Origin of the sequence: Bradyrhizobium frederickii (assembly GCF_004570865.1) — a bacterium.
Taxonomy (GTDB): domain Bacteria; phylum Pseudomonadota; class Alphaproteobacteria; order Rhizobiales; family Xanthobacteraceae; genus Bradyrhizobium; species Bradyrhizobium frederickii.
This window is the reverse complement of the sequence record NZ_SPQS01000024.1, coordinates 93,254-119,912: the sequence shown is the minus strand read 5'-3', so window position 1 is coordinate 119,912 and position 26,659 is coordinate 93,254. Positions and strand designations below refer to the sequence as shown.

Here is a 26,659-nt window from a genome sequence, read left to right as displayed (position 1 = left end):
GCTTCTGCCAGGCATTGCCGATCGGCTGCATGCGCGTCTTCATGACGCCTTCCTGCAGCTCGGCGGTGACGTTGGACAGGCGCTGCAACGGCACCTTGAACTCGGTGTCCTCGTTGCGGCGGGAGATCTCCAGGAGCTGGTTGCGGGTCAAGACCAGCTCGGAGACCATGGTCATCAGGTGCTCCAGCGTATCCACGTTGACGCGGATCGACTGGTTGGCGATGCGGTCGCCTTCGCCGGCACTCTCGTCGGCCATCGACTTCTTCGGCGCGGCCTTCTCCTTGGCGGCAGGCTTCGCGGCGTCCTTGGCAGCTTCCTTGGCCGCAGGCGCTTCAGCCGCCGGCGCGGGTGCAACCTCGGCCTTGGCAACGGGCACCGGGGCTTCGATCGCGGTCTCGCGGAAGGCGCGCTCGAGCTCGTCGAGCGAGACTTCGCCCGGACGCAACGGACGCTCCAGGGTCTGGTCGACCAGCGAGCCGGTGACCATCTCCTTGGCGGGCGCGGCGACCGGGGCTTCCGGCACCAGCGGCGGAGCCTCAGTGACGGGAGCAGAACCTGCTGACATCGCCGCCATGCCCTGCTCGACCATCGCTTCCAGCTTGTCGATGAGGTCGCGGTCGTTGCCCTCGGGCTCGGCCTCGGTGGCTTCGAGGCCGGCGAGGATTTCCTTGATGCGGTCGATCGAGGACAGGATCACCGTCACGGCTTCGGCCGTCACCGGCATGCCGTCACGGAATTTGCCCATCAAGGTCTCGCCGGCATGGGCCAGCGCTTCGAGCCGCGGCAGCCCCAGGAAGCCGCAGGTGCCCTTGATGGTGTGGACCAGGCGGAAGATGTTATCCAGGATCTTGGCGTTGTTCGGCTCCTGCTCGAACTTCACCAATTGATTGTCCACGGTGTCCAGGCTCTCGCTGGTCTCCGTCAGAAACTCCCGCAACAGATCATCCATGAGCTACGCCTTACTGACCTGAACCTGGACTTCGACGCCTGAGCCAGCCTTGGCACGGACGGAAGCCCTCCTCTGGATCGTTAGACAACCCCTTTCACAGTCCCGTTAATTTCATCCTCCGTGCTAATACGGATATTGAAGAGAAGTTTGGGATTCGGCGGAAGGCAGCAGCGCTTTTCGGCAAATCCGGCTGCACGCCGCAACGGCGGAAGGCATGCGGTGAACGCGCCGACAACAACAGGGCGAAGCGCGTGGGAAAGTCCTGCTCGTGAAAGACCATAGGACCGGCGTGCGGAACGTTGAACCGAGCCGGCCGCAAGCGGGAGCGCGTTCGCACTCCCGGCTTCGCGTTGTCGCCGCGAGCTGCAGGATCCGCGTTTGCGGTAAACGAACGGTTACCTCGTCGTCATGGCGGCCGGCGCCGCGCTAACCCAACCGCGCGGCCATGCCGCCGTCGGGACGATGCTCCGCCAGGCAATCGTTGATGGCGGCGAGCAGCGCGTGCGGCGTGAACGGCTTGCGCAGACAGCGTGCGGCACCGAGCTCCAGCGCCGTCCGGAGAAAGTCGGGTGCAGGCGAATTCAGATCGGCGAAAGCGTAGCCGGACATCGCGATCAGCGGAACGACCGGCGCGCGCTCGTGGAAGATCCGGATCGATTCGAACCCGCGCATGTGCGGCATGAAGATATCGACGATCATCAGGTCGAACTGTCCATTTTCGAGAGCGCGCAGTCCGGCTTCGCCTCCATCGGCAATCGTCACTCGAAAATTGTTGCGCTGAAGATAGAGCTCGATGGCGAGGCACACCATCGGGTCGTCGTCGACGACGAGAATATGGGGTTGACTCTCGGTCCTCTCGTGAGCTTCCGGCTTCGGCGATTCAATCATTGGACCGTGGGACACGCCTTCCTCCTTCGCCTTCGATCAAGAGAGGGATGGTCGCACGTCATTGGCGAACCGAGGAAACGGAGACGGCGGAAATGAGATGCGCGGTCATCGCGCGCCTGGGTTCAGAGCAATGTTGGATAATCGTCATTCGTTCGACGGACGAGGCGGCGCGGGTCAACCGGCGTCCGATGGCACGGATGCAACGCTTCCGGCTCATGAGGCCCCCTACGCTTTTTCCTGCATGCCCTTGCAGGAGACGCGCTCCGCTCACGAGCGAGTCTACGCCCTTCTCATTTCGCCCGCAAATCAGATGGTCTGTCTGCCCTCTAACGGGTATAAGGACGCCGTTGCAACCTTTACAATAGTATCTGTTCGCCGCGCAACTGAACGACGAACGCCCGCAGAATTTTCCCGTCGCACCCGCCGGATTGACCTGCATGACCGCGAGCGCACCTCCGCCCAATCAGCTGCTGCAATTGCTCGACCCGCCGGCGTTCGATCTGCTGCGTCCGCATCTGGCGACGGTCGAATTGGTCAGGAAGTCTGTCTTGGGTGAAGCGGGTGCCGCGCTGAGACATGTCTACTTCCCGCATGCCGGATCGGTCTCGATCACAGTGGGCTTGTCCGACGGTCAGATGATCGAGATTGCGATGCTGGGCCGCGACAGCGTCGTGGGCGGCGGCGCCGCGCTGGCTGACGGCATCGCGCTGTCGGACGCGGCCGTGCTGTTTCCCGGTACCGCTTCCGTGCTGGAAGTCGTGGCCTTCCGCTCCGTCGCCGCCGCAAGCGCGTCGTTTCGCGAGCTGATCATCCGTCAAGAGCAGTCCTTGCTCGCGCATGCGCAGCAATCGCTGCTCTGCAATACGCTGCACCCCGTCGAGGCGCGGCTCGCGCGCTGGCTCTTGCGCGCCCGCGAGCTGTCCCATGGTGAGATCCTGCCGCTGACCCAGGAGGCGCTGGCGCAGATGATCGGCGTCCGGCGAAATGCCATTTCGTCGGTAGCACATGACCTTCAGCGCGCCGGCATCATCCACTACAGCCGGGGCCACATCGAGATCCTCGATCCGCGGGCGCTGCAGGCGACGTCCTGCGAGTGCCACGCGACGGTGAAGCTCTACCATCTCCGCCTCTTGGGAGCGGTGCCGATGGCTCGGGCCATCAATTGTAGGCCGGCATGAAAGCAGCATCCGGGAACGACCGTCGGGGCGGACATCTTGTCCCAATTGCCAACATATCCCACGGGGAACATGATGGAAGCTGCTGCGCCGCACGTGATTTTGGCATCGCGCGTTCAATCGGCATGGACACGGGAGGCAGCTTTGGAAACGATGGTGCGCTCGTCCAACGGTTTCCTGTCCGCACTTCCGGCAGACGATTATGAATTGATCCGTCCGCACCTGCGAACGGTCGATCTGCCCCATGACGCCGTGCTGGTCGAGACCGGCGAGACGCTGAAGCGCGCCTATTTTCTCCACCGCGGCGTCATCTCGCTGGTGGTGAAGCTCGCCAAGGGCGAACACGTTCAGGTCGCCATGATCGGCCGCGACAGCTTGCTCGGAACGCTCTCGACCATGGGCGATGCGTGCGCGTTGAACACCGCCCTCGTGCTGATTCCAGGCCTTGCGTCGGTGATGGATCTCGACCGGCTGCGGATTGCCGCCGACCAGAGCAGCACCCTGCGCACCTTGCTGACGCGCCACGGGCTGGCGGTTTACGCCCAGGTCCAGCAGACCGCGGGCTGCAACGCCGCCCATGCGGTGGAGGCGCGGCTGGCGCGCTGCCTGTTGCACACGCATGACCTGTCCGGCGATTACCGGCTGCTGCTGACCCAGGAGGCCATGGCACAGATGATCGGGGCGCGGCGCAACAGCGTGTCGCTGGTCGCCAATACGTTGCAGCAGGCCAATTTCATCCATTACAGCCGCGGGCACATCCAGATCGTCAACCTCGACGGCCTGCGCCAGACGGCCTGCGAATGCTACGCCATCGTGAAGGCGCAGTACGACCGGCTGCTCGGCGCGCACTGACCCGCCTCGCATGGTGAACCGCCGGCTAATGCCGGCCTGCAAACACCTCATGACCTGCTACCGGAACTGAAATTCGAGTGCCTTAGAGAAGGGGGTGCCCTCGCGCCGGGACGTGCCGCGCGACAAATGACCCGTGATCAAGGCAGCAGGACCATGTTTGACGTCACCGTCGCGCCCGCGCAGAAGGCGCTTGATGCCGAGCCCGCGCGCGAGCCGCGCGCATACGAAGCGCTGGTGCGCGAGATCGGCGAGGACGGGGCGCGTGAAGTGCGCGAGGTGTTCTGGAGCGAGACCTCCGCGCGCCTGCAACTGTTCCGGACGCTTTCGCTCGCGCAGCACCATGGCAGGATCGCGCGCGAAGCGCATTCGCTGAAGAGCGCGGCCGGAACGTTCGGCTATGTCAGGCTCGCGGCGCTGGCGCTGACGCTGGAGCAGACCGCGGAGAGACTCGGCGATGTCGAATTCCGCGATCTCCTGGACCTGATGGATGCGACCTATGCCGCCGCGCGCGCGCAGGAGCCGCGCTGACCACTCACGCGTGTATTTCCGCCGTACTTCTACGGCCAGGGATTTTTAGAGATGGCTAATCATAGGTGGCGATAGTCGCGGCAAACCAGGAGGGTTTTCCATGTTCACCTTTGAGACTGCGGACCAGAAAGAGGTTCGCCGCTTCCGCATCGCACAGTTCAACGGCCGGATGGCAACGGTCAAGGCTGGCGACTCGACGGTGACGGGCTTTGTGCGTTCGGTGCTGGAGCAGGAATCGAGCATGCCGCCCCGCTGGACCATCACGATCATCCCGAACGAGCCGAAGGAAGAGACCAAGCCGCTGCGCCCCGCCTCGCGCGCGCGTCCCTTCGCCGAAGACTATTTCTGAGCGCGACCGGGTTTCGCCGGGCCCGGGCCGCCATCGGCGGGCCCCTCAGTCGATTGAATGCAGCAGTGCCGCGCGGACCAGGTCCGCGGTGTTGCGAGCACCGAGCTTGCGCATCGCCTCGGCACGATGGCTCTCGAAGGTGCGCGGACTGATCTGCATCCGAAGCGCACCCTGCTTGTTCGAGTATCCTTCGCTGATCAGCCTCAGCACCTCGCGCTCCCGTTTGGTGAGGCGCTTCTGGCCCGACAGGCCGAGGAGCTCGGCGCTCGGCACGCGCGGGGCTTGCTGTGCGCGCAGGGCCTTCGTGTCCGTGTCCGCGCCGCTGGACGGGACCGGCAGGCCGCCCTTGTCGGGGCCGGCAAGCTGCTTGACCAGGCCGCAAACGCGCTCGGTCTGTGCCAGCGCATTCTCGACCACCTGCTGCAAATAGGCACGGTCGCCGGTCACTGGCGCGAGCTGATCGCTGTGATGCTTGATCTCGCCCATGTAGAGCAGCAGCGCAGTCAGGGGGCCGTTGAGCTCGCGGGCGATGGCAGCAGCCATTTCGTCGGCTGCCTTGGCCCGGGCGGCGCTCAGGCGGACGAAATCGAGCTCTTCAGCTGGCGCAGCGCTGCTGTCGTACCATTCCGACGGCCGCGAATCGGTCGCCGTATCATTCTGTGACCCCATGTCACTCATCTAGCGGAACCGGGGGCGGTCTGTGGTTAACTTTTTGCTCCGTAAGACTACGGTGATTTCGGCAGTTTTGCGCTAAAATGGCGGCGTCGGCACAATTTGTGCTTGTGCGTGGTCGCGGCCGCCCCCGCGAAGGTTGAATTCCAGCCGAATTCCGGTAGCAGGCGGGCCATATTCGCCCGGGCTCGACCCCGGGCCCCCGGTTTTTACGGAATAATTAACGGCGACTTGCTTCTCTTGGCGAGGTTGAGAGCGCGCAAATGCCTCCACGCATTGGGCCTGCACGCCCGCGGGAAATGCTGCGAAAGATTGCGTGCCATGAACGAGATCGATCGGCTGTCGGAATTCTTGCAGAGGCTGACGCCGCTGTCGCGCAGCTGTCTGCTCAGCGAGCTCGAGCGGCTCGAGCTGTGCGGCATCGACATGCCGGGTTCGGGCGACATCCAGTCCCGCTTGCGCGCCGAATTTCGCAAGGACGGATCGACCCAGGCGCGCGCCACCAGCCCTTCGCGCTACTTCTTCGCCCCGCTCGAGCTGCTGCTGATCGACGGCGCGCCCGAGCACGCCAACATGGGGCGGATCTCGCGCAATACCCTCACGCCGATCTGGGAATGGATCTGCCGCGACCTGCTGCCGACCATGGCACGCGACTACATCAAGGCGATCAACGAGCAGGTCGCCGTGAACAACCAGAAGGAGGTCCTGAAGATCGCCTCGACCTTCCAGACCAAGGTCGTCAAGGTTCTCGAGAGCACCTTCGCTTCGACTGACAGCACCGAGTTCGCACGCGGCAAGCTCGCCCAATACACGGCCTCGCGCAGCGCCTTCGACGACGTCAGGAAGATGCTGCATGTGCTGCGCGCCGGCGATGCGCTGCCGAAGTTCAACGAAAAGCTGCCCGAGAAGATCGCGAGGTTCGACGACGGCCAGGTGGTTCAGGTCACCGCACAGCTCGACGCCTTCAAGAAGGCCCACCCCGAGGCACTGCCCTTCGCTCTGGCGCTGGTGGCGAGGCGCCTGACGACGTCCTGGCAATTGGTGCGTCTCGCCACCAAGGCTGCCGCGAGCAAGAGCGCCAGTGACGTCGCCGCAGCGCCCTATGCCTGCGTCGTGCACATGGTGCTCGACCGTCTCGACGACAAGCGCCTCGCGCTTCGTATCGCGCTCCGGCACAACCGGGTGCTGATCGCCCGCGACCTGCTCGCCGACATCTACGACACCGAATATGCGCTCAAGGTGCGCATCGACGGCATCGAGCATTGCGAATGGGGCGTCCGCCTTCAGCAATTGATGGACGCGATCGCGACCTTGGTCTCGGCCGAGGTGAGCCGCTTCCCGTCCAATGTCGGCCACATCCTCGGATCGCGTCGATTGCGCAGCCACGACACGCTCTCGGGCAAGCTGACTTATCTGGCCTGGAAGGGACGCGACGTGGTGCAGGACGGCGCCGCGGCGTTTCGCAAATTGATCGGGCAGAGCTGATCTTGCGCCTATTGCGCGCGCGGCAGGCACAGGAAGCGATCGAGAAATCGCCCTGACATCACGATTCTGAACCACCAATAAATCATTCGCCGTGTCGTCATTGTCGCAATCCTCGACAGCCCACCACCGGCTGCGCGGAGCAATAGCGCAAGTGCGGCAATACGCGTGTGATCCACTTCACATCCGTGGCCGCAGGCGCGGCCGCGTTGTCGCAGAACCATCGCGAGCGTCAACGAAACATGCCCGCCCCACGCGCATGCGGGTCCTTCAGCTTCGCTGGCGCTCGCCACGCACAAGCATCGGGCAGATCTGACTGAACCCCACCGCGACGACGCGGTCCTGTTCACCGTCCTTGTCGAGCGCCGCCGGCCGCGGATTCCGAAGGAGCGCCTACGATTAATCTTCCGATGCATCGATTATGCCTCGAAAGGGCACACCACCTCATCGCCGCCCGCGTCCGTCGATGAACAGGCGCTATCGAGATCGCGTGCGAGAGATTTTGCAAACGCTGGCGCGTCGTTGCGCCTGCGGTGCCAGGGTATGCAAATTCTTTTCGAACAGATCGTCGAAAAATTAGCTCGAGTTGCAGGGTTTAACGTTACTCAAATAATTCAACAACGAAGTGAAGCTCTCCTTATTTGAACCCACGCTCGCCGTTTATGAAACCGTCACGGAACGGGAGTGGTGTAAATGAACGATGGGATGGTTGAACTCGTCGGACGAAGGCCTGTGACCTTCGGGCGGAGAAAGGTGACGCCGCGAGCCTGCGTGGCCGACAGCAAGCGTCACTTGCGCGCCTTCCTCAGCGAAGTGCTCGAGGATCTTGGCTTCGTCACCAGCGAATGCGCCAGTGCGGACGAATTGCAGACGGTGCTCGCCACCGAATTGCCGGATCTGATCCTGCTCGGCGTCGCCACCGACGGCATCGAGCCGGGACGGTTTCTGGAGATATTGGTGCGTGAGGCCTTTGCCGGGAAGGTTCTGGCGGTCGGCGCGCGCGAGTCGATCATCGTCAGGGCCGTGCGGCAGGTCGGCGAGGAATATGGCCTGGCCATGCTGCCGCCGCTGACCACTCCCTTTGGCGCGGAGGCGCTGCGCGAGCGGGTGGCGATGCTGCTGCCGGAGGAGCCGGCGCCGAGCCCGGCCGTCCATGTCGGCGAAGCGCTGCATGCCGGCTGGCTGGAGCTGTGGTACCAGTCAAAGATCGACGCGCGCACGCTGGTCCGCAGCGGCGCCGAGGCGCTGGTGCGGATGCGGCATCCGACCTGGGGCGTGGTGCCGCCGGCCTATTTCATTCCGGAGCCGCACGATCCGCATCTGCGCGATCTGTCGGAGTTCGTGATCGACCGCGCCATGCGGGACTGGCACTATCTGCTGGAACAGCAGAGCCCGGTCGATCTGTCGATCAATCTTCCCGCCTCCTATCTCAGGGAGCCGCAGGCGGTGCGCGATCTCTGCCGCCGCGTGCCGACGCATCCGGCCTTCGGCGGCCTGACGGTCGAGATCGACAGCGAGGAGGCGATCCGCGACCTCGATCTCCTGACCGAGGTCGCGCGCGAGGTCGGCCTGCACAATATCGGCCTGTCGATCGACAATCTCGGCGCCAACTGGCCGGCGCTGATGGAGCTGGACCGAATTCCCTTCGTCAAGCTGAAGGCCGACCGCCAGTTCGTCACCGGCAGCGGCAACGATCGGCTCAAGCGCACGGTGTGCCGTCACATCGTCGAGCTCGCGCAGGGTTATGGCGCGCGCGCGGTGGCGCAAGGTGTCGAGAGCCGCGCCGACCTCGTCGCCGCCAACGAGCTCGGCTTCGACTTCGTGCAGGGCTTCCTGTTCGGCAAGCCGATGCCGCTGAAGAAATTCGCCCGCTCGACGCTGACGAAAACCGTGATGGAGTGAGCTCGTTCGCGGCTCCAACGTCGATCGACGCAGCCGCGAACCGTCAATCCCCCCGCGTCCGCCGGCAACAACCTAAAGCGCGATGACGATCCTAATCGCATCGCGCTTTGGTGCCGGACGCCGCGACCGAGATGCTCGCCTCGGCACGCGCGAGGTGAATCGCGAAGCCGCGCGCCTCTGGAGGCTCGAGCCCGGCGCGGAGCTGCATGCTCGGAATCAGGTAATCGCCGCCGTTTTGGCGCCGATAGGGAATGGGCGAGGCCGTCGCAAGCGTCCTCATCCTCTCCCGCAAACGGTCGGCGGTCGCCTCGAATCCGGCTTCGTCGAGCTTGTCGGCCTTGTAGACGACGAAGGGCGGAAGGACCGCATATCCCGGGTAGTAGAGAATGCCGTGATGAATCGGAAACAGCAGATCGTCGATCGGCCCGTTGATTCCGCGCGCCGAATAATGCTCCTGCCAGCCGCCAGCCGTCACGATCAGCATCGCACGTTTACCGGCTAATTTGCCTTCGCCATAACGGTCGCCCCACCGCTTCTCGCTGTGCTCGCCGACGCCATAGGCGAAGCCGTAGGCGAACACGCGGTCGACCCATCCCTTCAGGATCGCCGGCATGCTGAACCACCACAGCGGGAATTGCAGAATCAGGACGTCCGCCCACAGCAGCTTCTCGATCTCGCCCTTGACGTCAGGAGTGAGCGTTCCGGTCTCGAAAGCTTGCTTGGATGCAGCGGCGGGCGCGAGCCGCGCATCCGCCGGCAGCGAGAGGAAGTCGGCGCGATCGACGTCCGACGTCCAGCCCTGGGCATAAAGATCCGACACAAGCACGTCGTGGCCCTGCGCCTCCAGCTCTCTGACAGCAACATCCCGCAGCGAGCCGTTGAGCGAACGCTGCTCGGGATGCGCAAAGACAACCAACACCTTCATGATCACACCCATTCGTTGAGGATGTCACGCAGCTAGCGTGGCGGAAGGCAATCCGGTAGATATCGGCAATGAATAGGATTGTGCCGAAAAATGGATAGATCGGAGGTCAGCCTCGAGCGGATGCGAAGCTTCGTGAGGGTCGCCGAGCGGGGAAACCTGTCGGCCGTCGCACGCGAGCTTGGCATGGGCCAGTCCAGCGTGACGCGGCATATCCGGGAACTGGAGCACGCCGTGGGCGTGCCGCTGCTGACGCGGACCACGCGCAGCGTGACGATGACCGAGGAGGGGCGCCGCTACTATGCCGATTGCGTTCAGATCCTGCGCCTGGTCGAGCGCGCGGGCGATGAGGCACGCAGCACGCGCGGCGCGCCCGCCGGCATGGTGCGGATATCGTGCACGGCGGCCTTCGGCGTGCTCCACGTCAGCCGCCTCGTCTTTGCCTTCCAGGATCGTTATCCCGACGTGTCGGTGGATCTCAGCCTGACGGACGAACGGATCGACCTCGTGAGGGAGGGGGTCGATGTCGCGCTCCGTCTGGGGCCGCTCGCCGAGAGTTCGATGAAGCGCAGATCCCTGGGCCAGTCGCGGCGCGTGCTCGTCGCCGCACCCGGCTATCTTGCCGAGCGCGGCAGGCCCGCGCGTCCGCAAGAGCTCGCCCATCACCAGGGAATCAGAATGTCCAACATCGCCGGCAGTGATGTGCTCGTGCTGCAAGGACGCCGCGGCGGACGCTATGAGGTCCCGTTCGCCGGGCGGTTGCGCGTGGATCACGGACTTGCGGCGCGAGAGGCGCTCTCGGCCGGTCGCGGCATTGCGCCCACACATCTCTGGCTCGTCGACGATCTTCTCGCGACCGGCAAGCTCGAACGCGTGCTTGCGGACTATTCGCCGCCTCCCGTTCCGCTCAACATGCTGATCGTGCCCGAGCGATCCGGTGTCGCGCGGGTGCGGCTGCTGGTCGATTTCCTCGCCGAGACGATCGCGCGAATCCCAGGGATCGAAAAAGCCTGATCGGCCTTGTTCTCACGCAAATCGCCGCGCGAAGAAGACGCAGGCGACCACGAGCATGGTCGCGGCGATCATGCTCCAGGCGACCGGCTCGTGCAGCAGAAGCCCGGCGAGCGCGAGGCCGAAGAACGGCTGGAGCTGCTGCAGCTGGCCGACGCGCGCGATGCCGCCGAGGGCGAGGCCGCGATACCAGAAGATGAAGCCGACGAACATGCTGAAGATCGAGACGTAAGCGAGCCCGATCCAGGCGGGCACGCCGACGCCGCTCCAGGATGGCGGCCAGGTCAGGAGCGCGACCGGGACCATCAGCGGCAGCGCGAGCAGGAGCGCCCAGGAGATCACCTGCCAGCCGCCGAGCCGGCGCGACAGCGCCGCGCCTTCGGCATAGCCGAGCCCGCACAGCACGATTGCGGCAACCATCAAGAGATCGCCGGTCAGCGAGACCGATCCGTCGCCCGACAAGGCGAAGCCCGCCACCGTCGCGCTGCCGAGACCGGCGAACAGCCAGAACGGCAGCTGCGGCCGCTCGCCGCCGCGCAGCACGGCGAAGATCGCCGTCGACAAGGGCAGAAGGCCGATGAAGACGATCGAATGCGCGGACGTGATGTGCTGGAGCGCGAACGCGGTCAGCAGCGGAAAGCCGACCACGACGCCGACGGCGACGATGGCGAGGGAGGCGAGATCGTTGCGCTGCGGCCGGGCCTGACGGAGCAAGGCGAGCACGGCGAGAGCGATCAGCGCCGCGATCACCGCGCGCACCGACGTCAGGAACAGCGCAGAGAAGCCGCCGACCGCGACGCGCGTCGCCGGCAAGGAGCCGCTGAAGATGACGACGCCGAGAAGTCCGTTGCCCCAGCCGCTGCCCGCAGATTGCATGTCCGTCCCATTCTCTGGAGGCGCGACTCTCGGCCTTCGGCGGTGGCGGGACCAGTGACAATCCAGTACAATCGCGCAGAACTGTGTGGGTATGGAAGGTCATACACTTTGGCCAGCGAGGCGCAAACCAGAGGCCGCAGCGGCACGCGGACCATCGACGTGATGAGCGCGATCCGGGCCAAGGTCGCGGGCCGCGCGCTCGGTGCCGGCGACCGCCTGCCCTCGATCCGCAGCCTCGCCGCGGCGATGGACGTCTCGCCCTCCACGGTGGTGGAAGCTTATGACCGCCTCGCCGCCGAGGGCCTGATCCGCGCCCGCCGCGGCTCGGGCTTCTATGTCGCGCCGACGATGATGCCGCCGCTTGCGCTGGCCGAAGCCGGGACGCGGCGCGACCGGGAGGTCGATCCGTTCTGGGTCTCCAGGCAATCGCTCGACGCCGACGCCGCCGTGTCAAAGCCCGGCTGCGGCTGGCTGCCGCCCGGCTGGATGCCCGAGGCAGGCTTGCGCCGCGCCGTCCGTGCGCTGGCGCGGACCGAAACGCATCTGCTCACGGATTATGGCAGCACGCGCGGCGGACCCGTGCTGCGCCGGCTGCTGCTCGCACGCCTTGCCGAGGATGCGGTTCCCGCCTCCGTCGATCAGCTCATGCTGACGGGCTCGGGCACGCAAAGCGCCGATCTCGTCTGCCGCTTCCTGCTCCGTCCCGGCGACACCGTGCTGGTCGACGATCCCTGCTACTTCAATTTTCGCGCCCTGCTGCGGGCGCATCAGGCCAGGATCGTCGGCGTGCCCTATACCTTGACGGGCCCCGACGTTGCGCGCTTCGAAGAGATCCTCGGCACCGAGCGTCCCAGGCTCTACATCACCAATTCGGCCCTGCACAACCCGACCGGTGCGACGCTGTCGCTTCAGACGGCGCACCGGCTGCTGACGGCGGCCGCCGCGCACGATCTCACCATCATCGAGGACGACATTTTCGGCGACCTCGAGCCGGAGCGCTCGCCGCGGCTTGCCGCGCTCGACGGGCTCGATCGCGTGATCCGCATCGGCAGCTTCTCCAAGACGTTGTCGGCCTCGGTACGCTGCGGCTACATCGCCGCGCGGGCCGACTGGATCGAGCATCTCGTCGACCTCCAGGTCGCGACCAGCTTTGGCGGCCCGAGCCCGGTCGCGACCGAGATCATCGCCAACGTGCTGGCCGGCGGCGGCTATCGCAAGCACATGGACGAGCTCCGGCAAAAGCTCGCGAGCGCCCGCCGGAATGTCGCGCGAAAGCTTGGGGCAATCGGCATCGAACCCTGGCTGATGCCGCGTGGGGGATTCTTCCTGTGGTGCCGCCTTGCGGGCGGCCAGGACGCCGCCCAGGTCGCGCGCGCGGCACTCGAGGACAATTTGGTGCTGGCGCCCGGCAACGTGTTCAGCGTGTCGCAGACCGCCTCGCACTTCATGCGCTTCAACGTGGCGCAGATGAACGATCCCCTTGTGTGGGACGTGCTGCGGCGGGCGCTGAAGGCGGCAGCGAAATGACGGGGCCTAAACATGATGGGATGAAGCTTGATTGCCGCGATGACGGAGGTGCACTCCCTCTCCCGCAAGCGGGAGAGGGCTGGGGAGAGGGTGTCTCCTCAATGGGACAATCCCCAAGAGGAGAAAGCCCTCTCCCGGCGCGCGGGACGATGCTTCGCATCGCCCGGACACGCCGACCTCTCCCGCAAGCGGGAGAGGTGAACGAAGCTGCGGCAATCGGTTCAACCTTAAGCCACGCCGCTCTAGTACAGCGGCTCCTCGTACACCGGCGCGCCGTCGAGCAGCAGCCGCTTGATGGCGGCGCGGCCTGAGGGCAGCACGGCGGCGACGATGCGCAGCTTCTGCTGGTTGCGGGCCTGCTCGAGCTTGCCGCCCTCGCCTTCCGGCACGAAATAGCTTTCGAGACCGTATTTGATCGTCAGCTTGTCGCAGAAGGCGCGGAGGTTCGATCCGCAGGAATAGCTGACGCGGCCGCGGATCAGCACCTCGCGCGCGGTGACCGGCACCGGCTCGGCATGCGCGGAAACGGCCGTGTAAAGGCCCTCGGCATTGGGCGCGAGCTTGACGAACACGATCGGGTTGCGGGCGCCAGCCGGCTTGCCGGCGAGCGCGCCGGCCGGCACTTGCGAGATGTCGTAGCGGAGCACGACATAGTCGCCGCGCAGGAGATCGCGCGGATCGACCGGCTGCGTCTGCAAGGTCACCTCGACCCCTTCGCGCAGGATCTGCACGCGGTCGGCGACCATCAGCATCAGCAGCAGGCATTGCACCAGGACGGCGACACCGAACAGCACGGCTTTCGGGATACGCTGCCAGAGCGCCGAGACGGACGTGACCAGCTGGCTCATCGTGCACTCCTCGGCAGCGCGCGGTTGAGCGCCGTTGCGAACGCGACGGCGACGACACCGGCCGCCGCCAGGAACGCCGAGCGGGCGAGCAGCGAGCCCTTCACCGCCCAGGTGATGCCAGCGATGACGCCGGCGATGCCGAGCCAGCCGGCGACGATGCGCGGACGGACGTCATCGAGCACGCCGGAGACGACGAGGCACAGCATGGCGCAAAGCAGCGCGGCATAAGCCAGCCAGGACTCGCCGGCCGGGGCGACCGGCCAGACCGGCGCGGCGAGCAGCACCAGCCCGATCGCGCAGGCGGCAAGGATTTCACCTTTGCGCTTGGTGAGCGTGGCGGAGACGAGGGCGAGGATCACCCCCACCGCTCCGCACAGGATCGCCCACAACGGCTGGCCGGACGCTGCGCGCGTCGTCCGCAAGTGAATGATGTCGTCGACCGTCGTCACCTCCAGGAAAGCGACAGCGGCCAGCGCGAACGCGCCGTAGATCGACAGCACGCTGCCAAGCCGCTGCGCCCGCGGCGACGGCATCGCGGCGATCGCGAGCCCGGCGCCGAACAGCAGGGCCGCGCCGTTGGCGAGCACGAAGGACGGCTGGGCGCCGTCGAGCTCGAAGCGCAGCGAGGTCGCGATCCACCACGGCAGCACCGCGAGCGCGACGAGATGGGCCGCGACGCGGGAATTCCACGCAAAGGCAAGGCTTGCTGCGAGCAGCCAGACCGGCACGAACGAAAGATGCAGGACGTCGGGCGAATCGTGGATCCGCATGCAGGTCCAGATGCTGGCGGCGACAAGGCCGACCGCGAGCGCCCCGCGCGAGCCGGTCAGCAGCGCGGCGGCGAAGGCGCCGATCGACCACAGCAGCATGCCGCCAGCGAAATCCTCGCCGAGATGATACATCTGGCCGACCAGCGCGATGCCCGCGCCGAAGATGATGGCGCCCACGCTGGCGCAGAGATCGGCAAGAACGTCGCGGCCCTTTGCGGCGAACCAGGCGCCGAGGGCACCTGTTACGACCATGCCGGCGATAAGGATCGCGAACCGCAGCAGCCGCGCGATCTCGGTCCAGTGCGCGGCGACGAAGGCGAGGAACGCGGCCGCGATCAACAGACCGCCGACGATGCCGACCACCACGGCGATGTTGATGCCCGCAGGCAGCGGCGGCAGCGCATTGCGAATGGCAGCGGCCGACGCCGGCGCAATCACGCCGTCAGCCTCCCATCGCGCCAGATCGGCTTCGAGGCGGTCGCGGTAGGTCTTGTCGAACATTGGGGTGTGGTTACCTCGGTCCCGCCGGGGGGCGGGGTAGTGCTGGGTCGGATCCCGCCGGTGACAGGTTCAACCCATCATCGGCCCGGCTGCGGGAGTAACGAGTTTTCATCTCGGATATCCTCATCAAGCTGCAAGCGGCGGCGCTAGGACAAGCAAGGCGCGCTGGCAGTCGAGCATGCATCTATCACCGAGGCCGATATCCCTGAGTTGATTGCAGCGGCGGGCGTGAATCCTGCCAATTTTTATCTCGCATGACATTCATGACATTGATGGGTGCAGGGCGAGCGAAGTCTTCTGCACCTAGTCCAAGGTGACTTTCGCAGACCGTGTGCGCTACTGCGCGAAAGACGGATTCCGACTCCCAAGAATCACCTTGCCGTTCAGCATCTTAGCGATCTGAGAGGAGCATTTTGATTAATGGCGGAGAGGGAGGGATTCGAACCCCCGATAGGCTTGCACCTATGCCGCATTTCGAGTGCGGTGCATTCAACCACTCTGCCACCTCTCCTGAAGGCGCCATATAGAGGCAGGGCCCCTGTGGTTGGGGGCGTTAATAGGCGAGGATGGCGGGCCAGACAAGGCGCGAAAGGGGAAAATCCGCTGCCTCTTTTCGCCCCTCGCCCGGCCTCGGGAGGAACTGCAATGGAGCATCTGACGATCCCGGCCAATGGCGCCGATTTCCACGTGGTTCGCGCTGGAAGGGGCAAACCGCTGCTTTTGCTGCATGGTTGGCCGGAATTCTGGCTGACCTGGGAGCCGGTGATGGCGCGCCTCGCCGACCGCTTCAGCCTGATCGCGCCGGACCTGCGCGGCTTCGGCGACAGCGACAAGCCTGACGGACCTTACGGGCCGGACGGCCATGCCGCCGACATGCTGGCGCTGATGGACGCCCTCGGCATCGAGCGATTCGGCGTGGTCGGCCATGACGTCGGCGGCGCCGTGATGCAGCCCTTGGCCCGGCAGGCGCCTCAGCGGCTCGCCGGGCTGTTCTTGTTCGATTTCGTCTATCCCGGGATCGGGCCGCGCATGGCGGCGCCCGATCGGCTCAATCACATCTGGTACCAGTCCTTCCACCAGATGGAGATGGCCGTGCCGCTCGTCGGTGCGAGCCGGGAGAGCTGCCGGCTCTATATCGGCCATTTCCTCAAGGGCTGGGCGCACCGGAAAGACGCTTTCGACGACGTGCTCGACGCCTTCGCCGACAATTTCTTTAGAGACGGCAATCTCGCCGGCGGCTTTGCGCATTACCGGGCCTCGCATGCCGGACGGGTCGCGATGATGAAGGGCGAAGCGCCCAAGCTGCCGCCGATCACGGTGCCGGCCTGCGTGCGCTGGGCCGAGCACGATCCGCTGTTTCCCTATGCGTGGACCGATCGGCTTGGGGAGACGTTCAGCGCGCTCGATCTTAAGATGTTTCCCGGCGTCGGCCACTTCCCGCATCGGGAGGATCCGGATCGCGCCGCCGCGGAGATCGCGGGGTTCTTTCAGCGGGTGGGGTGGAGCTGAGGCCTGTCCGAGCGGGCACTCGATCAGCAATGTTTGCTGGGCTACCCCTCTCCCTGGCCCTCCCCCGCAAGGGGGGAGGGAGTCTTGGCTCAAATCATCATGCTTCGAAAAACGGGGTGGGACCGCCAGACGCGGTAAACACTGGCGGTCCCGGTGCCGCTCATTGAAATTCTGGCCAGGAAGGGCGGCTTCGCCGGCCAGGCGAGGCGACGATTCGACCCTAGCGTGCGGCGGCAGGTGCGCAACGCAATCCGGTCCTTAACCTAACCGGTCAAGGTTACTCTGGCGCCCGAGAGGGCTCCAGATTCTGTTTGGGCGCGTTTTCTTGACGCGAACCGGTATCCATTTCGCTCGAAAACGCTAAAGCGCGATGCGATTAGGATGAATCGTCATCGCGCTTTAGGTTGTTGATTGAGCATGATCTTTTCGGAAAACCGCTGCGCACTTTTCCGGATCATGCTTTAGCTAGTCGCCCTTCTTGTCCTTCTTCTTGCCGTTCTCCGTGGAATCCCGGTCCTTGCCGTTGTCCTTGCGGCGGTTGGTGAAACGGGCATTGCCGAGGCCGGTGCCGATTGTGAGCACGCCCCAGCGCTCGACGTCCTGCATGAACGGCACCTCGGAGAGGCCCTGCACCACGCCGTCATTGTGCATCAGGATGGCGGTGTCGTGCTCGCCGATCTGCGGGATGCCCTCGAGCAGGCTCGCCGGCAGGTTGAACTTGCTGCTCTCCCAATTGCCGGGAAGATTCTGCGCACCCTTCTCGATCGAGCCGTCGGCGTTGATCACGCCGGGGCAGGCGATGCCGATGAACGGCGCGAGCTTGAAGCCGTCGGTCTCGGCTGCGGTGATCAGCCCCTTCAGCATCTTGGTCAGCCGCTTCACCGCGCCTTCGCGCGTCGGCTCGTCGTCGGCATGACGCCACAGCTCGGATTTCACGACCCTCGCCTTCGACAGGTCTTTTGCCTTTTTCCAAGCCGTTTCCACCAGGCCGCAGCGGATGTTGGTGCCGCCGATGTCGACGGCGAGGATGCTGTCATGGGCCTCGAAGATCCACGACGGCGCCAGATGCAGCGCGCCAATCAAGCCGGCCTCATCGGGGTGATGGCGGATCGGCATCATGTCGATCTTGAAGTCCTCGGATTTGAGGATGATCTCGGCGCGGGCGATCGCGAGCTCGCCGAGCCGGGAATCGCGGAAGCCGCCGCCGACCACGATGCGCTCGGTCTTGGCCCAGGCCTTGGTCTTGAGGAAGCGGCGGGTGACGTAAGCGAGCTCCTGGGCGAAATCCTCGATCGCGCTGTGCACCAGCGCGGAGGCCTCGGTGTCGTCGCCGACCAGAATGGCGTCCAGCGTCTTCTTGCTGATCTCGTCCGAGGGCTCCTTGCCGAACGGGTCCTCGCCGGTCTTGCGCAGCGGCTTGCGCCAGCGGTCGAGGATGTCGCGGAACGCGCCCTTGCTGGCGCGGTCGCCGAGGAAGCCGTCCTCGTCTTTCATCTCGATGTTGAAGCTGTCGATGTCCACCGACGGCAGCCGCTCGGCGCCGTGATGGGCGATGCCCGTCGTCGTCTTGACCAGTTCGTCCGTTGCCATGGGAGCCCTTGCCCGCTTACCTGTTCCGGCCGGGACAACGGCGGGGGAACCGGTTTGTTGCAAGGCCGACCCGAGATTCGGCTGAAGGCCGGCAGCACGGCCAAATCCTTCAAATCCGGGCGCTTTTCGCCCGCTTTTCCTTGACTCCTGGCATTTGGCGGCTATAAGTCCCACAGCCGGCGCGGGGCGTTTCTCGCGCCGCTTGTTTTTGCGTGGGTTTTCAAGGGGATAAGCCCCACCCGCACAAAACGCAGATAAACCCGTAGCGACTGACAAAAAGCCGGCCCGGACAATCCGTCGCGAGGCCGGGATTGAACACGGAGAAAGAACGATGTTCGCAGTCATCAAAACCGGCGGCAAGCAATACCGCGTCGTGCCGGATGATGTTCTCGAAGTAGGCAAGATCGAAGGCGAAGTCGGCTCGATCGTGCAGTTGAATGAAGTTCTGGTGGTCGGCGGCGACACGCCGGTGCTGGGCGCTCCGACGGTCGCAGGCGCGTCCGTCGCGGTCGAGGTGCTCGACCACAAGCGCGGCCCCAAGGTCATCGCGTTCAAGAAGCGCCGCCGTAAGAACTCGCGCCGCAAGCGCGGCTATCGCGACGAGATCACGGTTCTGCGCGTCAGCGAGATCCTGACCGACGGCGCCAAGCCCACCAAGGGCCCGCGTCCGAAGAAGGAAAAGGTCGCGAAGGAGCCGGCAGCGGAAGCCGCCGAATAAATAAAATCGATCACGCCAGTTCACGAATTGATGCGTGAGAGATTTTGAAATGATTCCGTCAAGGAATTGACCTAGACATACGCAGGATTTCGGAGACGAGCCATGGCTCACAAAAAAGCAGGCGGTTCATCGCGTAACGGACGCGATTCCAAGGGCAAGCGCCTCGGTATCAAGGCGTTCGGCGGGGAGGTTGTCACTCCCGGCAACATCATTGCGCGTCAGCGCGGCACGACCTGGCACCCCGGCCTTAATGTCGGCATGGGCACGGACCACACCCTGTTCGCCAAGATCGAGGGTCGTGTTGCGTTCCAGGCCAAAGCCAACGGCCGCACCTTCGTATCGGTGCTCCCGATTGCAGAGGCTGCTGAATAGACGGTGGATCAAATGGAGTCCGCCGGTCCCGACTGAACCGGCGGAGTCCAGATCATCGCGATCGAAGGCTCCAGGGGAGGCGGGAAACCGGCCTCCCCTTTTCTTTTTGACTTGCTCACTTTGACTTAGTGACTTTCACGGAGCCGGACATGTTGCAGGATTTCTCGAGCGTGACCTTGGCTGAGGCGAGACCCAGCGTCGTCGCCACCGAACGGCTGACATTGCGGCGGCCGACGCTGGCCGACGTCAGGACCATCGCCCGGCTCGCCAACGACCGCCGCGTCGCGGAAAACACCCGCCGCCTGCCGCATCCCTATTCGCAGGACGACGCCGTCGAATTCATCCGCGCCACTGCCGCGCTCGGCAGCGAGACCGTGTTCCTGATCGAGCACGATACCGCGCCGGTCGGCATGGTCGGCATCGACTGTTCCACGCCCGGCAATGCCGAGCTCGGCTATTGGCTCGGCGTCGAGCATTGGGGCCGGGGCTTTGCCACCGAGGCGGCGCGCGGCGCGATCGACTTCTTCTTCGAGGAGTTCGAGGACGAGCATCTCCATGCCGGCGCCCGCGTCACCAACCCCGCCTCGCGCAACGTGCTGGAGAAGTGCGGCTTCCAGTGGAGCGGCGTGCAGCTGCATCGATTCCTGGCGCTGGGCTCCTCGACGCCGGTCGATTGCTTCCGCCTGTCGCGCAGCGTGTGGGCCTCGCTGAAGAGCTGGAGCAGCGCAAGACGGGCGAGGTAGGGCAAGAGCGCGCCACATACACAATTGTCGTCCCGGGGCGCGGCGAAGTCGCGAGCCCGGGACCCATAATCCCAGGCTGGAGTGTGAGGTAACGCTCCCACTCCGAGTCTTCGTCACACCACTCCCTGTGGGTATGGGTCCCGGATCTGCGCTCCGCTTCGCTGCGCTTGTTCGGGACGACAGCTGAATAATTCGGCTTACGCAGGCGGGTTCACGTCGGCGCTCTCGCGCCCCAAATCCCGCTCGCGCAGATAGATGTAGAACCCGGCGCCGATGATGATCGCCGCGCCGACGAGCGTGGCGACCGACGGCACGTCGCCGAACACGACGAAGCCGAAGATCACCGCCCACACGATCATCGAATATTGGTACGGCACCACGACGCTGGCCGGCGCCAGCTTGAGCGAGCGGTTGACGCAGAACAGCGCGGTGACCGAAATGACGCCGGCCAGCGCGAAGAACACGAGGCTGCCAGGTGTCGGCGGCACCCAGTTGAAGGCCGACAGCACCGCGCCCAGCGAGAACGTGCCGACGAATTGCGAGGACGCCATCACGATGTCGGGCGTCTTGCGCAGGCTGCGCGTGATCAGCATCAGGGTCGCGAAGGACAGGCTGCCGCCGAGCGCGATCAGCGCCGGCAGGCTGACGGTCTGGGCCGACGGCCGCAGCGCGATCAGGACGCCGCTGAAGCCGATCAGGATCGCGGTCCAGCGCCGCCAGCCGACCTTCTCCCCTAGGAAGATCGCCGACATCGCGGTGACGAAGATGGGGCCGGCGAGATAATAGGTGATGACGTCGGCGAGCGGCAGGTAGACGGTCGCAAGGAAGAAGGCGGCGACCTCCAGCGTCGACAGCACGACGCGGAACAGCTGCAGGCCCGGCCGCTCCAGCTGCAGGAACTGGTGACGCTGCTTCCAGATCAGCGGCGACAGCAACAGCAGCGCCGCGCAGGCGCGCAGGAACAAGAGCTGCCCCACCGAATAAGTCCCGACCAAGAACTTGCCCATGGCGTCGCCGAACGAGAACATGAAGATCGACAGCACCATGAGCGCAATGCCGGCCAGGCGCGCCGAACGGTCGTCATAGGCGGAGAGGTTCTTGAAGAGGGGCATTGCAACGAGTTTCGAATGTGGGACTCGTCATTGCGAGCGCAGCGAAGCAATCCAGACTGTCTCAGCGGCGGCAGTCTGGATTGCTTCGTCGCTTCGCTCCTCGCAATGACGGGGAGGGAGCGTCAGGAATCGGCCGATTAGGGTCGCTTGCGGTCGTTTTAATGACGTGGCCGCTGCGGACAAGCCCACCACGCCGAATTGAACGGATTGTCGCACTCTTCGCGCCGCGGTAGCGATAAGCCGATCCCGAGCAGAGAGCACTGGCATGACCGATTTCGATCCCTCGCAGCATCGCATGATCCCCACGCAACGCTGGTTTGAGGATTTCGTCGTCGGCGAACGCTTCGTGCTGCCGAGCCGCACCCAGACGCCGGCGATCTTCGCGGCGTTCCAGACCGCGAGCGGCGACACCCATCCCGTGCACTACGACGTGGAATATTGCCGCAGCCGCGGCATGCCGCATCTGCTGGCCCACGGCTTCCAGACCCTGATCCACACCGCGCCCGGCGCCGGGCTGTTTCCGTTCATGGTCGAGGACTCCCTGGTCGGCTTCCTCGAGCAGTCGAGCCGGTTTCTCAAACCGGTGTTCGCCGACGACACGATCTATCCGGCTCTCGAGGTCACCGAGCTGGTGCCGGGCCGCACGACCGGCACCGTGACGCTCCGCAGCACCGTGTTCAACCAGCGCAAGGAGCTGGTGCTGGAGGGGATGCAGAAATTCCTGATCCGGAAGCGGCCGGGCTAAAGCGCGATGCGATTAGGATGAATCGTCATCGCGCTTTAGGTTGTTGTTTAAGCATGATCTCTTCGGAAAACCGCTACGCACTTTTCCGGATCATGCTTTAGCCGTCTGGCGAGCGTGAACCGCGGCGAGGCAAGGGCCGACAAACCGCGTGCACGCTCCGCCCGTCCACGAAAGCCCGAAATGGCACTGCTTCCGCCCTGCTCCGAGACCTTGAAGCGTTCGCTCCAGCGCGCGACGTCGGCCGCGCGGGCGCGCGGTCGCGGACATCCTGACCCGCAGGATTTGCTGGTCGCCTTGATCGAGGACGATGACGCATCGCCAGTCATGCGGGCCTGCGGCATCGACCTGACGCGCTTGCGGCGGGATATCGAGGCCGCAGGCGCGACGGAGCCAGCGACCGGCCTCGGTCATCTGCTTCAGTCTGCCTTCAACGAGGCGCAGCTGTCTGAACGCACGGACGTGACGGGCGCCGACATGCTGGTCGAGCTGTTCGCCGAGCCGATCGGCCGCTTCCTTACGGCCCACGGCGCGACCCGCTACGATGCCCTCGTCTATTTGAGCCATGGCATCGCCAAGGGCGCGGATGTCGAAACCGAGAGCGGCGAGGCGCCGCCCTATCTGGAACTCGTGCTGTTGAACGACCCCTATACGCCGGCGGAGTTCGTCACCTTCGTTCTCGAACAGGTCTTCCGAATGAGCCGTGAGCGCGCGACCGCGATCATGTTTTCCACCCATTCGCGGAGGCGTGGCTCCTGCGGGATCTTTCCCCGAAGCGAGGCGCTGGCCTTTCGCGACAAGATCCAGAGCCTTGCGGCGGCCCGTCAGCATCCACTTCGCTGCGCCCTGCTGCCGGCCAGCGATGCGCCCGCCCAGCACCGGCCATCGCCAAATTGAGGCAAGAGCGCGACCCGTGGGTTAAGCAAGCAGCGAAATTCGCCGAATTTCCTGGTTTTCACGGGCAAGTTCGGGTTGCCGCTGCCCCGCCCCTGGCCTACCTATGGCCCATGAAATTCCTCGACGAAGCAAAGGTCTATATCCGCTCCGGTGACGGCGGGAACGGCTGCGTGGCGTTCCGCCGCGAGAAGTTCATCGAATTCGGCGGCCCCTCCGGCGGCAATGGCGGCCGCGGCGGCAACGTCATCATCGAGGTCGCCGACGGCCTCAACACGCTGATCGACTACCGCTACCAGCAGCACTTCAAGGCCCAGAAGGGCGAGAACGGCTCAGGCTCGGACCGTCACGGCGCCAACGGCAAGAACATCGTGCTGAAGGTGCCGATGGGCACCCAGATCTTCGACGAGGACCGCGAGACGCTGATCCACGACTTCACCAAGGTCGGCGAGAAGTTCGTTCTGGCCGAGGGCGGCAATGGCGGCTTCGGCAATGCGCATTTCAAGTCGTCGACCAACCGCGCGCCGCGCAACGCCAATCCCGGCCAGCCGGGCGAGGAACGCTGGATCTGGCTGCGTCTGAAGCTGATCGCCGATGCCGGCCTCGTCGGCCTGCCCAATGCCGGCAAGTCGACCTTCCTCTCCAAGGTCAGCGCGGCAAAGCCGAAGATCGCCGATTATCCCTTCACCACGCTGCATCCGCAGCTCGGCGTCGTGAATGCCGACGGCCGCGAATTCGTGCTGGCGGACATCCCGGGCCTGATCGAGGGCGCGCATGAAGGCGCCGGCCTCGGCGACCGCTTCCTCGGCCATGTCGAGCGCTGCCGCGTGCTTTTGCATCTCGTCGACGCAACCTGCGAGCATGCCGGCAAGGCCTATAAGACGGTGCGCAAGGAGCTCGACGCCTATGGCGGCCAGCTCACCGACAAGATCGAGATCGTCGCGCTGAACAAGATCGACGCGGTCGAGCCGGACGAATTGAAGAAGCAGAAGGAACGGCTGAAGCGCGCCGCCAAGAAGACGCCGCTGTTGCTGTCCGGCGTGACCGGCCAGGGCGTCAAGGAAGCCTTGCGCGCGCTGGCCGAGGTGATCGGCGAGGCCCCGGTGTCGGCCAAGGCCAAGAGCGCGGCGGAAGCCGAGCCGTGGTCGGCGTGATCTCTCTCCCCAACGCTGTCGTCCCCGCGAACGCGGGGACCCATACCGCGTGATCTATCGATTACGGTCGGTTGAAGTACCGAACTTCTAGTCTTCGCCAAACTTCTCCCTGTGGTTATGGGTCCCTGCGTTCGCAGGGACGACAGCAGAGTGTAGGGCCGCGGCGCGCTTATCACTGACAACTTGTCTTCGCCGCTCCAATATCGCAGCATCACACAATCAAGAAAATGCAGGGATGATGCATGGCGCGCGCGAAGAACGTTCTCTGGATCATGTGCGACCAGCTTCGCTATGACTATCTCGGCTGCACCGGCCATCCGACGCTGAAGACACCGAACATCGACGCCATGGCCAGGCGCGGCGTGCTGTTCAGCAAGGCCTATGTGCAATCGCCGATCTGCGGGCCGTCGCGGATGTCGTTCTACACCGGCCGCTACATGCGCTCGCACGGCTCGCATTGGAACGGCTGGCCGCTGCGCGTCGGCGAGCCCACGCTCGGCGATCACCTCAAGAAGATCGGCGTGCGCAACGTGCTGGTCGGCAAGACCCACATGGCGCCCGATCTCGAAGGCATGAAGGCGCTCGGCATTCCCCCGGAATCGATCATCGGCGTGCATGTCGCCGAATGCGGCTTCGAGCCTTACGAGCGCGACGACGGCCTGCATCCGACGGGGCGGCCGCGTCCGAAATACGACGAATATCTGCGCAAGCAGGGCTTTGAAGCCACCAATCCCTGGGAGCACTGGGCCAATTCCGGCGCGGCGGAAGATGGCAGCTTGCAGAACGGCTGGCTGCTGGTGCACGCCGACAAGGCCGCGCGCGTGCCGGAGGAGCATTCCGAGACGCCCTACATGACGCGGCGCGCGATGGATTTCATCACCGAGGCCGAGACCGACGGCAAGCCGTGGTGCCTGCATCTGTCCTACATCAAGCCGCACTGGCCCTATATCGCGCCCGAGCCTTACGCCAGCATGTATTCGACCGCCGACATGATCCCGGTGATCCGCTCCGAGCGCGAGCGGCAGAATCCGCATCCCGTGTTCGGCGCCTACATGGACATGCGCTATTCCCGCAACATGGCGCGCGACGATGCCCGCGAGAAGGTGATCCCGACCTATATGGGCTTGATAACCCAGATCGACGACCAGATGGGCGTGCTGATGAGGTTCTTGGGCGAGCGCGATCTGCTGGATACGACCATGATCGTGTTCACCTCCGATCACGGCGATTATCTCGGCGATCACTGGATGGGCGAGAAGGACCTGTTCCACGAACAGTCCGCGAAAATTCCCCTGATCATCATCGATCCGTCGAAAGAAGCCGACGCCACGCGCGGCACACGCAGCGACGCGCTGGTCGAGGCCATCGACCTTGCCCCCACCTTCGTCGATTATTTCGGCGGCAAGGTGCCGGGCCACATCCTCGAAGGACGCTCGCTGCTGCCGCTGCTTCGCGGGCCGAGCCCGCCGGACTGGCGCAAGGTGGCGTTCTCCGAATACGACTACGCCATGCAGGACGTCAGGCTGAAGCTGAACCAGCCGATCGAACGCTGCCGCCTGTTCATGGTGTTCGACGGCCGCTGGAAATACATCCACGCCTCCGGCTTCCGCCCGATGCTGTACGACCTCGAGACCGATCCGGAAGAATATCTGGATCGCGGCGACGACCCCGAATGCGCCGGCATCATCGCGCGTCTCCAGGCCGAGCTGTTCGACTGGGCCCTGCATCCGAGCGGCCACATCACCACCCCGCGCGAGAAGATCGCGGCCTATGCGGATAATCAGCTCCAGGTGAAGAATGGCGTCCTGATCGGCATCTGGGACGAGGAAGAGCTCGCCGCGATCAAGGACGGCATGGCGCAACGCGGGAAACTATAAGACCCTCATGGTGAGGAGGCGCGAAGCGCCGTCTCGAACCATGCAGGCCGAGCTGCAGCAGCGGGGCCTTTCATCCTTCGAGACGCGCGCAAAAGCGCGCTCCTCAGGATGAGGGGATAGAGAGAGCGCGCCGCTCTCTCTAGGCATCAAGCCCAGCGACGACCGCGCAAATGCCGCCGACTAACGGTCGACCAAACGGCCTTCAAATTTCGGCTTACCTGGCACCAGGAAGAGCCGGTACCACTCCATATCCTTTCGCTCGGCGATTTCAGCGTCCGAGAGTTTGGCCGTCTCACCGAGGCTCGACTGGTCAACTCCGAGATTTTGCCCAGCCACGTAGACTGCGTAGTCACCCCGCTCGATATCCGCAGAAATTGGAGGATCGGTGTCGATCACCGACATGACGTGAATATGCCCGCTCCCGCAACTGAAATGCACGCACGTGATCCGCTGCCACTCATCCGATGAAGGCGGCCCGTCACTCGACACCAGCTCAACCCAATGGTCGTTGAGATCGGCTTCGGTGCCAATCATTCGAAACGCCGGCACGCCGGCAAAACCTTGCCTGGTTTTCTCCGCGTCCCAGTTCTCCTCGCTCTCAAGGGACCTGAATGGATCGTCGCACACGACGATCTGATAATTGCTCGCAAACACGCGCGCCGCGCCGAGTAACCGCTCTGTCATTGTCGACCACCA

At 64.8% G+C, this 26,659-nt stretch carries 26 protein-coding genes and 1 tRNA gene; 16 read left to right on the top strand and 11 right to left on the bottom strand.

What is annotated here, in order from left to right; genetic code table 11:
• The coding region (locus E4K64_RS32100; RefSeq protein WP_209312003.1) for an Hpt domain-containing protein at positions 1-949 on the bottom strand (949 nt) is incomplete at its 3' end.
• 426 nt (positions 950-1,375) lie between these two features.
• The gene (locus E4K64_RS32095) at positions 1,376-1,852 is read right to left on the bottom strand and encodes a response regulator (RefSeq protein ID WP_135166969.1); all 477 of its coding nucleotides are present in this window, start codon (positions 1,850-1,852) and stop codon (positions 1,376-1,378) included.
• Positions 1,853-2,274: 422 nt separating this feature from the next.
• Here E4K64_RS32095 and E4K64_RS32090 point away from each other — a divergent pair, with 422 nt between their 5' ends.
• From E4K64_RS32090 to E4K64_RS32075, 4 genes are all read left to right on the top strand, one after another.
• The gene (locus E4K64_RS32090) at positions 2,275-3,015 is read left to right on the top strand and encodes a Crp/Fnr family transcriptional regulator (protein WP_135166968.1); all 741 of its coding nucleotides are present in this window, start codon (positions 2,275-2,277) and stop codon (positions 3,013-3,015) included.
• 150 nt (positions 3,016-3,165) lie between these two features.
• Positions 3,166-3,864 (top strand): Crp/Fnr family transcriptional regulator, encoded by a 699-nt coding sequence (locus E4K64_RS32085; protein WP_209312004.1) that lies wholly within the window; start codon positions 3,166-3,168, stop codon positions 3,862-3,864.
• A 153-nt stretch (positions 3,865-4,017) separates the two neighbouring features.
• Positions 4,018-4,392 carry an Hpt domain-containing protein gene (locus tag E4K64_RS32080; protein WP_167772370.1) on the top strand — a complete coding sequence of 125 codons (375 nt, stop codon included), beginning with the start codon at positions 4,018-4,020 and terminating at the stop codon, positions 4,390-4,392.
• Positions 4,393-4,492: 100 nt separating this feature from the next.
• A complete protein-coding gene (locus tag E4K64_RS32075) occupies positions 4,493-4,741 on the top strand; it encodes a hypothetical protein (RefSeq protein WP_135166965.1) in 249 nt (82 codons plus the stop codon).
• A gap of 45 nt (positions 4,742-4,786) precedes the next feature.
• Here E4K64_RS32075 and E4K64_RS32070 read toward each other — a convergent pair whose 3' ends face one another.
• Positions 4,787-5,410 (bottom strand): helix-turn-helix domain-containing protein, encoded by a 624-nt coding sequence (locus tag E4K64_RS32070; protein WP_135166964.1) that lies wholly within the window; start codon positions 5,408-5,410, stop codon positions 4,787-4,789.
• A gap of 324 nt (positions 5,411-5,734) precedes the next feature.
• Here E4K64_RS32070 and E4K64_RS32065 point away from each other — a divergent pair, with 324 nt between their 5' ends.
• Both E4K64_RS32065 and E4K64_RS32060 read left to right on the top strand, forming a co-directional pair.
• Positions 5,735-6,898, top strand: coding sequence for a hypothetical protein (locus E4K64_RS32065; protein ID WP_135166963.1), 1,164 nt, complete (start codon positions 5,735-5,737; stop codon positions 6,896-6,898).
• Between the two features lie 690 nt (positions 6,899-7,588).
• Entirely contained in the window at positions 7,589-8,797 is a 1,209-nt protein-coding gene (locus E4K64_RS32060; protein ID WP_135166962.1) for an EAL domain-containing response regulator, read from the top strand.
• Between the two features lie 91 nt (positions 8,798-8,888).
• On the opposite strand, the gene E4K64_RS32055 is transcribed toward E4K64_RS32060, so the two are convergent.
• Positions 8,889-9,722, bottom strand: a complete 834-nt coding sequence (locus E4K64_RS32055; protein ID WP_135166961.1) for an NAD(P)H-dependent oxidoreductase — start codon at positions 9,720-9,722, stop codon at positions 8,889-8,891.
• Positions 9,723-9,812: 90 nt separating this feature from the next.
• On the opposite strand from E4K64_RS32055, the gene E4K64_RS32050 reads away from it, so the two are divergent.
• The gene (locus tag E4K64_RS32050) at positions 9,813-10,733 is read left to right on the top strand and encodes a LysR family transcriptional regulator (protein ID WP_135166960.1); all 921 of its coding nucleotides are present in this window, start codon (positions 9,813-9,815) and stop codon (positions 10,731-10,733) included.
• 12 nt (positions 10,734-10,745) lie between these two features.
• Here E4K64_RS32050 and E4K64_RS32045 read toward each other — a convergent pair whose 3' ends face one another.
• The gene (locus E4K64_RS32045; RefSeq protein WP_135166959.1) at positions 10,746-11,606 is read right to left on the bottom strand and encodes a DMT family transporter; all 861 of its coding nucleotides are present in this window, start codon (positions 11,604-11,606) and stop codon (positions 10,746-10,748) included.
• A 162-nt stretch (positions 11,607-11,768) separates the two neighbouring features.
• On the opposite strand from E4K64_RS32045, the gene E4K64_RS32040 reads away from it, so the two are divergent.
• A complete protein-coding gene (locus tag E4K64_RS32040) occupies positions 11,769-13,133 on the top strand; it encodes an aminotransferase-like domain-containing protein (RefSeq protein WP_167772369.1) in 1,365 nt (454 codons plus the stop codon).
• Positions 13,134-13,375: 242 nt separating this feature from the next.
• Here E4K64_RS32040 and E4K64_RS32030 read toward each other — a convergent pair whose 3' ends face one another.
• The 3 genes from E4K64_RS32030 to E4K64_RS32020 form a co-directional block, all read right to left on the bottom strand.
• A complete protein-coding gene (locus E4K64_RS32030) occupies positions 13,376-13,981 on the bottom strand; it encodes a GDYXXLXY domain-containing protein (RefSeq protein WP_135166956.1) in 606 nt (201 codons plus the stop codon).
• Positions 13,978-15,252, bottom strand: a complete 1,275-nt coding sequence (locus E4K64_RS32025) for a DUF2157 domain-containing protein (RefSeq protein WP_135166955.1) — start codon at positions 15,250-15,252, stop codon at positions 13,978-13,980. Before E4K64_RS32025 ends, E4K64_RS32030 begins: the two co-directional genes overlap by 4 nt.
• 421 nt (positions 15,253-15,673) lie before the next feature.
• Positions 15,674-15,763, bottom strand: a tRNA-Ser gene (locus E4K64_RS32020).
• A 134-nt stretch (positions 15,764-15,897) separates the two neighbouring features.
• Here E4K64_RS32020 and E4K64_RS32015 point away from each other — a divergent pair.
• Positions 15,898-16,761, top strand: coding sequence for an alpha/beta fold hydrolase (locus E4K64_RS32015; protein ID WP_167772368.1), 864 nt, complete (start codon positions 15,898-15,900; stop codon positions 16,759-16,761).
• Between the two features lie 465 nt (positions 16,762-17,226).
• On the opposite strand, the gene E4K64_RS32010 is transcribed toward E4K64_RS32015, so the two are convergent.
• Entirely contained in the window at positions 17,227-18,351 is a 1,125-nt protein-coding gene (locus tag E4K64_RS32010; RefSeq protein WP_135166953.1) for an ROK family protein, read from the bottom strand.
• A gap of 331 nt (positions 18,352-18,682) precedes the next feature.
• Between E4K64_RS32010 and rplU the strand changes: the two genes are divergently transcribed.
• The 3 genes from rplU (at position 18,683) to E4K64_RS31995 (ending at position 20,184) form a co-directional block, all read left to right on the top strand.
• Entirely contained in the window at positions 18,683-19,069 is a 387-nt protein-coding gene (gene rplU, locus E4K64_RS32005; protein WP_135166952.1) for a 50S ribosomal protein L21, read from the top strand.
• A gap of 102 nt (positions 19,070-19,171) precedes the next feature.
• The gene (gene rpmA / locus E4K64_RS32000; protein WP_024338898.1) at positions 19,172-19,441 is read left to right on the top strand and encodes a 50S ribosomal protein L27; all 270 of its coding nucleotides are present in this window, start codon (positions 19,172-19,174) and stop codon (positions 19,439-19,441) included.
• A gap of 149 nt (positions 19,442-19,590) precedes the next feature.
• Complete coding sequence (locus E4K64_RS31995; protein WP_167772367.1) at positions 19,591-20,184, top strand: GNAT family N-acetyltransferase; 594 nt, start codon at positions 19,591-19,593, stop codon at positions 20,182-20,184.
• 197 nt (positions 20,185-20,381) lie between these two features.
• Here E4K64_RS31995 and E4K64_RS31990 read toward each other — a convergent pair whose 3' ends face one another.
• A complete protein-coding gene (locus E4K64_RS31990) occupies positions 20,382-21,296 on the bottom strand; it encodes a DMT family transporter (protein WP_135166950.1) in 915 nt (304 codons plus the stop codon).
• A 265-nt stretch (positions 21,297-21,561) separates the two neighbouring features.
• Here E4K64_RS31990 and E4K64_RS31985 point away from each other — a divergent pair, with 265 nt between their 5' ends.
• From E4K64_RS31985 to E4K64_RS31970, 4 genes are all read left to right on the top strand, one after another.
• A complete protein-coding gene (locus E4K64_RS31985; protein WP_135166949.1) occupies positions 21,562-22,041 on the top strand; it encodes a MaoC family dehydratase in 480 nt (159 codons plus the stop codon).
• A gap of 180 nt (positions 22,042-22,221) precedes the next feature.
• Positions 22,222-22,935: an ATP-dependent Clp protease adaptor ClpS gene (locus E4K64_RS31980; RefSeq protein ID WP_135166948.1), complete on the top strand. Its 714-nt coding sequence runs from the start codon at positions 22,222-22,224 to the stop codon at positions 22,933-22,935.
• Between the two features lie 110 nt (positions 22,936-23,045).
• Positions 23,046-24,086 carry a GTPase ObgE gene (obgE, locus tag E4K64_RS31975; RefSeq protein ID WP_135166947.1) on the top strand — a complete coding sequence of 347 codons (1,041 nt, stop codon included), beginning with the start codon at positions 23,046-23,048 and terminating at the stop codon, positions 24,084-24,086.
• A 242-nt stretch (positions 24,087-24,328) separates the two neighbouring features.
• Positions 24,329-25,963 (top strand): alkaline phosphatase family protein, encoded by a 1,635-nt coding sequence (locus E4K64_RS31970; protein WP_135166946.1) that lies wholly within the window; start codon positions 24,329-24,331, stop codon positions 25,961-25,963.
• A 180-nt stretch (positions 25,964-26,143) separates the two neighbouring features.
• Here E4K64_RS31970 and comJ read toward each other — a convergent pair whose 3' ends face one another.
• Positions 26,144-26,647, bottom strand: coding sequence for a competence protein ComJ (gene comJ / locus E4K64_RS31965; RefSeq protein ID WP_126261270.1), 504 nt, complete (start codon positions 26,645-26,647; stop codon positions 26,144-26,146).
• Positions 26,648-26,659 lie beyond the last annotated feature (12 nt).

Bases quoted from the DNA above. Each gene is read 5' to 3' on its own strand.
- E4K64_RS31970 (WP_135166946.1), top strand. From the start codon at position 24,329: ATGGCGCGCGCGAAGAACGTTCTCTGGATCATGTGCGACCAGCTTCGC.
- E4K64_RS32025 (WP_135166955.1), bottom strand. From the start codon at position 15,252: ATGTTCGACAAGACCTACCGCGACCGCCTCGAAGCCGATCTGGCGCGA.
- E4K64_RS32015 (WP_167772368.1), top strand. From the start codon at position 15,898: ATGGAGCATCTGACGATCCCGGCCAATGGCGCCGATTTCCACGTGGTT.
- E4K64_RS32085 (WP_209312004.1), top strand. From the start codon at position 3,166: ATGGTGCGCTCGTCCAACGGTTTCCTGTCCGCACTTCCGGCAGACGAT.
- E4K64_RS31985 (WP_135166949.1), top strand. From the start codon at position 21,562: ATGACCGATTTCGATCCCTCGCAGCATCGCATGATCCCCACGCAACGC.
- E4K64_RS31990 (WP_135166950.1), bottom strand. From the start codon at position 21,296: ATGCCCCTCTTCAAGAACCTCTCCGCCTATGACGACCGTTCGGCGCGC.
- E4K64_RS32030 (WP_135166956.1), bottom strand. From the start codon at position 13,981: ATGAGCCAGCTGGTCACGTCCGTCTCGGCGCTCTGGCAGCGTATCCCG.
- E4K64_RS32055 (WP_135166961.1), bottom strand. From the start codon at position 9,722: ATGAAGGTGTTGGTTGTCTTTGCGCATCCCGAGCAGCGTTCGCTCAAC.
- E4K64_RS32090 (WP_135166968.1), top strand. From the start codon at position 2,275: ATGACCGCGAGCGCACCTCCGCCCAATCAGCTGCTGCAATTGCTCGAC.
- E4K64_RS32050 (WP_135166960.1), top strand. From the start codon at position 9,813: ATGGATAGATCGGAGGTCAGCCTCGAGCGGATGCGAAGCTTCGTGAGG.
- E4K64_RS32045 (WP_135166959.1), bottom strand. From the start codon at position 11,606: ATGCAATCTGCGGGCAGCGGCTGGGGCAACGGACTTCTCGGCGTCGTC.
- E4K64_RS32080 (WP_167772370.1), top strand. From the start codon at position 4,018: ATGTTTGACGTCACCGTCGCGCCCGCGCAGAAGGCGCTTGATGCCGAG.
- rpmA (WP_024338898.1), top strand. From the start codon at position 19,172: ATGGCTCACAAAAAAGCAGGCGGTTCATCGCGTAACGGACGCGATTCC.
- E4K64_RS32070 (WP_135166964.1), bottom strand. From the start codon at position 5,410: ATGGGGTCACAGAATGATACGGCGACCGATTCGCGGCCGTCGGAATGG.
- E4K64_RS32075 (WP_135166965.1), top strand. From the start codon at position 4,493: ATGTTCACCTTTGAGACTGCGGACCAGAAAGAGGTTCGCCGCTTCCGC.
- E4K64_RS32060 (WP_135166962.1), top strand. From the start codon at position 7,589: ATGAACGATGGGATGGTTGAACTCGTCGGACGAAGGCCTGTGACCTTC.
- E4K64_RS32065 (WP_135166963.1), top strand. From the start codon at position 5,735: ATGAACGAGATCGATCGGCTGTCGGAATTCTTGCAGAGGCTGACGCCG.
- E4K64_RS32010 (WP_135166953.1), bottom strand. From the start codon at position 18,351: ATGGCAACGGACGAACTGGTCAAGACGACGACGGGCATCGCCCATCAC.
- comJ (WP_126261270.1), bottom strand. From the start codon at position 26,647: ATGACAGAGCGGTTACTCGGCGCGGCGCGCGTGTTTGCGAGCAATTAT.
- obgE (WP_135166947.1), top strand. From the start codon at position 23,046: ATGAAATTCCTCGACGAAGCAAAGGTCTATATCCGCTCCGGTGACGGC.
- E4K64_RS31995 (WP_167772367.1), top strand. From the start codon at position 19,591: ATGTTGCAGGATTTCTCGAGCGTGACCTTGGCTGAGGCGAGACCCAGC.
- rplU (WP_135166952.1), top strand. From the start codon at position 18,683: ATGTTCGCAGTCATCAAAACCGGCGGCAAGCAATACCGCGTCGTGCCG.
- E4K64_RS32040 (WP_167772369.1), top strand. From the start codon at position 11,769: ATGAGCGCGATCCGGGCCAAGGTCGCGGGCCGCGCGCTCGGTGCCGGC.
- E4K64_RS31980 (WP_135166948.1), top strand. From the start codon at position 22,222: ATGGCACTGCTTCCGCCCTGCTCCGAGACCTTGAAGCGTTCGCTCCAG.